The 4,455-nt window shown below is 69.8% G+C and carries 4 pseudogenes; 2 read left to right on the forward strand and 2 right to left on the reverse strand.

The features are described 5' to 3' along the window. A pseudogene (locus tag QTQ03_RS28005) lies at window positions 1-387 on the forward strand (glutamine amidotransferase-related protein); the annotation flags it as partial. Continuing rightward, a pseudogene (gene carB / locus QTQ03_RS28010) lies at window positions 380-2,278 on the forward strand (carbamoyl-phosphate synthase large subunit); the annotation flags it as partial. The pseudogenes QTQ03_RS28005 and carB (QTQ03_RS28010), both read left to right, overlap by 8 nt. Here carB (QTQ03_RS28010) and carB (QTQ03_RS28015) read toward each other — a convergent pair. Further along, window positions 2,270-4,136, reverse strand: a pseudogene (carB, locus tag QTQ03_RS28015) (carbamoyl-phosphate synthase large subunit); the annotation flags it as partial. The pseudogenes carB (QTQ03_RS28010) and carB (QTQ03_RS28015) sit on opposite strands and share 9 nt — an antisense overlap. A 6-nt stretch (window positions 4,137-4,142) precedes the next feature. Then, window positions 4,143-4,455 (reverse strand): annotated as a pseudogene (locus tag QTQ03_RS28020) (glutamine amidotransferase-related protein); the annotation flags it as partial.

Here is a 4,455-nt window from a genome sequence, read left to right on the forward strand (position 1 = left end):
TCGCATCTGCTTCGGGAGCCAGATCCTCGGCCGGCGCTCGGCTTCGGCACGTACAAGCTGGGCTACGGCCACCGCGGCATCAACCAGCCGGTGCTCGACCGCGCCACCGGCAAGGTCGAGGTGACCAGCCACAATCACGGCTTCGCGGTCGCCTTCCCCGGCACCGAGCCGGGTGCCGTCGTGCCGAACCAGGTGATCGACACCGAGTTCGGGGGCGTCGAGGTCTCCCACGTGTGCCTCAACGACAACGTGGTCGAGGGGCTGCGGGCGAAGGACGTGCCCGCCTTCACCGTCCAGTACCACCCGGAGGCGGCGGCCGGTCCGCACGACGCGGACTACCTCTTCGACCGCTTCGCCGAGCTTATCGAAGGCGGGAAGAATGCCTAAGCGGACCGACCTGAAGCACGTCCTGGTGATCGGCTCCGGGCCGATCGTGATCGGGCAGGCCTGCGAGTTCGACTACTCCGGCACCCAGGCGTGCCGGGTGCTGCGCAGCGAGGGGATCCGGGTCAGCCTGGTCAACTCGAACCCCGCGACGATCATGACCGACCCGGAGTTCGCCGACGCCACCTACGTCGAGCCGATCACCCCGGAGTTCGTCGAACTGGTCATCGCGAAGGAGCGTCCGGACGCGGTGCTGCCCACCCTGGGCGGCCAGACGGCACTCAACACGGCTGTCGCGCTGCACGAGGCCGGTGTGCTGGAGAAGTACGGCGTCGAGCTGATCGGTGCCGACATCGACGCGATTCGGCGGGGTGAGGACCGGCAGCTGTTCAAGGACATCGTCGTCAGGGCGGGCGCCCGGATCGGTGTGCAGGATCCGGCCGCGCTGGTGCCCCGCTCCCGGGTCTGCCACTCGATGGACGAGGTCCGCGACACCGTCGGTGAGCTGGGCCTGCCGGTGGTGATCCGGCCCTCGTTCACGATGGGCGGCCTCGGCTCCGGCATGGCGCACACCGACGGGGACCTGGCGCGCATCGCCGGCGCCGGCCTGGCCGCCAGTCCGGTGCACGAGGTACTCATCGAGGAGAGCGTGCTCGGCTGGAAGGAGTACGAACTCGAGCTCATGCGGGACCGGCACGACAACGTGGTGGTGGTCTGCTCGATCGAGAATGTCGACCCGATGGGCGTGCACACCGGCGACAGCGTCACCGTGGCGCCGGCCATGACGCTCACCGACCGGGAGTACCAGCGCCTGCGCGACCTGGGCATCGCGGTGCTGCGCGAGGTCGGCGTGGACACCGGTGGCTGTAACATCCAGTTCGCGGTGAACCCGGCCGACGGTCGGATCGTTGTGATCGAGATGAACCCACGGGTGTCCCGCTCGTCGGCGCTCGCGTCGAAGGCGACCGGCTTCCCGATCGCGAAGATCGCCGCGAGGCTCGCCATCGGCTACACCCTCGACGAGATCCCCAATGACATCACGGGCAAGACCCCGGCGGCGTTCGAGCCGGCCCTGGATTACGTGGTGGTGAAGATCCCCCGGTTCGCGTTCGAGAAGTTCCCCGGCGCGGACCCGGAGCTGACCACCACGATGAAGTCCGTCGGCGAGGCGATGAGCCTGGGCCGCAACTTCACCGAGGCGCTCAACAAGGCGATGCGCTCGATGGAGACGAAGGCAGGCGGATTCTGGACGGTGCCGGATTCGGTCGTCGCTGCCGCGACGGGCGCCGGCCCGGCGGGCGCGACGAAGGAGGACACCCTCGCCGCCCTGCGGGTGCCGCACGACGGGCGGCTCTACACCGTCGAGCGGGCGCTGCGGCTGGGCGCGTCGGTCGCCGAGGTCGGCGCCGCGTCCGGCGGCATGGACCCGTGGTTCCTGGACCAGATCGCCGGCCTGGTGGAGCTGCGTGCCGAGATTGTCGACGCCCCGGTGCTCGACGTCGACCTGCTACGCCGCGCCAAGCGGGCCGGCCTGTCCGACCGGCAGCTCGCCGCGCTGCGTCCGGAGTTGGCGGCAGAGGACGGCGTCCGGACCCTGCGGCACCGGCTGGGTGTCCGGCCGGTCTACAAGACGGTGGACACCTGCGCCGCCGAGTTCGCGGCGACGACCCCGTACCACTATTCGTCGTATGACACGGAGACCGAGGTGCGCGGGTCGGACCGGCCCAAGGTGCTGATCCTCGGGTCGGGGCCGAACCGGATCGGGCAGGGCATCGAGTTCGACTACTCCTGCGTGCACGCGGTGATGGCGCTGCGGGACGTCGGCTTCGAGACCGTCATGGTCAACTGCAACCCGGAGACTGTCTCCACCGACTACGACACCGCCGACCGACTCCGGGTTGCAGTTGACCATGACGGTCTCGAAGCCGACGTCCCGCAGCGCCATCACCGCGTGCACGCAGGAGTAGTCGAACTCGATGCCCTGCCCGATCCGGTTCGGCCCCGACCCGAGGATCAGCACCTTGGGCCGGTCCGACCCGCGCACCTCGGTCTCCGTGTCATACGACGAATAGTGGTACGGGGTCGTCGCCGCGAACTCGGCGGCGCAGGTGTCCACCGTCTTGTAGACCGGCCGGACACCCAGCCGGTGCCGCAGGGTCCGGACGCCGTCCTCTGCCGCCAACTCCGGACGCAGCGCGGCGAGCTGCCGGTCGGACAGGCCGGCCCGCTTGGCGCGGCGTAGCAGGTCGACGTCGAGCACCGGGGCGTCGACAATCTCGGCACGCAGCTCCACCAGGCCGGCGATCTGGTCCAGGAACCACGGGTCCATGCCGCCGGACGCGGCGCCGACCTCGGCGACCGACGCGCCCAGCCGCAGCGCCCGCTCGACGGTGTAGAGCCGCCCGTCGTGCGGCACCCGCAGGGCGGCGAGGGTGTCCTCCTTCGTCGCGCCCGCCGGGCCGGCGCCCGTCGCGGCAGCGACGACCGAATCCGGCACCGTCCAGAATCCGCCTGCCTTCGTCTCCATCGAGCGCATCGCCTTGTTGAGCGCCTCGGTGAAGTTGCGGCCCAGGCTCATCGCCTCGCCGACGGACTTCATCGTGGTGGTCAGCTCCGGGTCCGCGCCGGGGAACTTCTCGAACGCGAACCGGGGGATCTTCACCACCACGTAATCCAGGGCCGGCTCGAACGCCGCCGGGGTCTTGCCCGTGATGTCATTGGGGATCTCGTCGAGGGTGTAGCCGATGGCGAGCCTCGCGGCGATCTTCGCGATCGGGAAGCCGGTCGCCTTCGACGCGAGCGCCGACGAGCGGGACACCCGTGGGTTCATCTCGATCACAACGATCCGACCGTCGGCCGGGTTCACCGCGAACTGGATGTTACAGCCACCGGTGTCCACGCCGACCTCGCGCAGCACCGCGATGCCCAGGTCGCGCAGGCGCTGGTACTCCCGGTCGGTGAGCGTCATGGCCGGCGCCACGGTGACGCTGTCGCCGGTGTGCACGCCCATCGGGTCGACATTCTCGATCGAGCAGACCACCACCACGTTGTCGTGCCGGTCCCGCATGAGCTCGAGTTCGTACTCCTTCCAGCCGAGCACGCTCTCCTCGATGAGTACCTCGTGCACCGGACTGGCGGCCAGGCCGGCGCCGGCGATGCGCGCCAGGTCCCCGTCGGTGTGCGCCATGCCGGAGCCGAGGCCGCCCATCGTGAACGAGGGCCGGATCACCACCGGCAGGCCCAGCTCACCGACGGTGTCGCGGACCTCGTCCATCGAGTGGCAGACCCGGGAGCGGGGCACCAGCGCGGCCGGATCCTGCACACCGATCCGGGCGCCCGCCCTGACGACGATGTCCTTGAACAGCTGCCGGTCCTCACCCGCCGAATCGCGTCGATGTCGGCACCGATCAGCTCGACGCCGTACTTCTCCAGCACACCGGCCTCGTGCAGCGCGACAGCCGTGTTGAGTGCCGTCTGGCCGCCCAGGGTTGGCAGCACCGCGTCCGGACGCTCCTTCGCGATGACCAGTTCGACGAACTCCGGGGTGATCGGCTCGACGTAGGTGGCGTCGGCGAACTCCGGGTCGGTCATGATCGTCGCGGGGTTCGAGTTGACCAGGCTGACCCGATCCCCTCGCTGCGCAGCACCCGGCACGCCTGGGTGCCGGAGTAGTCGAACTCGCAGGCCTGCCCGATCACGATCGGCCCGGAGCCGATCACCAGGACGTGCTTCAGGTCGGTCCGCTTAGGCATTCTCCCGCCTTCGATAAGCTCGGCGAAGCGGTCGAAGAGGTAGTCCGCGTCGTGCGGACCGGCCGCCGCCTCCGGGTGGTACTGGACGGTGAAGGCGGGCACGTCCTTCGCCCGCAGCCCCTCGACCACGTTGTCGTTGAGGCACACGTGGGAGACCTCGACGCCCCCGAACTCGGTGTCGATCACCTGGTCGGCACGACGGCACCCGGCTCGGTGCCGGGGAAGGCGACCGCGAAGCCGTGATTGTGGCTGGTCACCTCGACCTTGCCGGTGGCGCGGTCGAGCACCGGCTGGTTGATGCCGCGGTGGCCGTAGCCCA

It is taken from the genome of Micromonospora sp. WMMA1363 (genome assembly GCF_030345795.1).
GTDB lineage: Bacteria > Actinomycetota > Actinomycetes > Mycobacteriales > Micromonosporaceae > Micromonospora.